Source organism: Micrococcus sp. iso_26 (assembly GCF_056172975.1).
Map to the genome: position 1 here is coordinate 1 of NZ_JBWBTV010000020.1, position 906 is coordinate 906.

The window sequence follows — 906 nt, forward strand, 5'->3', positions numbered from 1 at the left end:
GTCCTTGCGTCGACCGGGAGGGCCGAGGCAGCAGGGGCGCCGCTGACCTGGACGGGGGGATGGATGAGGCTGTCCCAGCGCGCTCTGGTGAGTTCGTAGGTGTCGAGGAACAGCGCTGAGCAGACTCCAAACACGGCGACATCAGAGGGCTTCGACAGTCGCCATGTCGAGCCGGCGATGGATCATTGACAAGGTTCCGAGAACGTCAAGCGCATCCTGCTCCGAGAGCGTCCATTCGATCCGCGGTTCGTGCGCAGCCGGGTTGCGGAACGCACTGAACAGCCCCTTGGTAAGGTTGGCGACACCGCGCTGCTCGTCTCGTTGTGTACGCGTCTGGAGTGCGTTGAGGCGAATCCGTGGCGTGCTACCGGCCATAGCGTCCTCCACGAGCGCGTAGCCGTCGCCGTCGACACCCGTGAGTTGCCGAAGCCTGCTCCCTAGCCCCTTGATCGCCTCGAATACGGCTTCATAGTAGTCCTTGCGTAGCAGCTCGGGCCGACAGTAGGTCAGCACCTCACGATGAGCACCGCGGCGCTCCAGCAGACCACGGAGATGCTCGGTCCGTTTCTCAGCCTCATCCGTCGATCGCGCCCGGGAAGCACGGGCGACCCGCCCATCATCACGGACTCTATAACCCACGAGCGACAACACTTGATTGAGCTGATCGCGAGTCAACCTTGCAGCGTCCGCGCGGTCGAGAGTCCGCTCCGGCCGCATCGATGCTGATACAAGCGCGATCACAGCGTTACCGCTCTGCGTATGCGCCTGATTCTTGCTCACGGCGCAGGCCAGGCGCCTCCACTTGGTGTTTCCTTCTCCGAGACCGTCCCGGAGAGGGATCTCGGACATGATACGAGTCAGTTCGTTGCCGGTGTACAGCTCTGCAATCAGCTTGCAGACATGCTC

General features: G+C 62.7%; 1 protein-coding gene. It reads right to left on the reverse strand.

From position 1 onward, the window contains the following. Window positions 1-141: 141 nt before the first annotated feature. Window positions 142-906 (reverse strand): TIGR02391 family protein (locus tag AC0VX0_RS12345; RefSeq protein WP_475452202.1); only part of this gene is annotated, 765 nt, incomplete at its 5' end.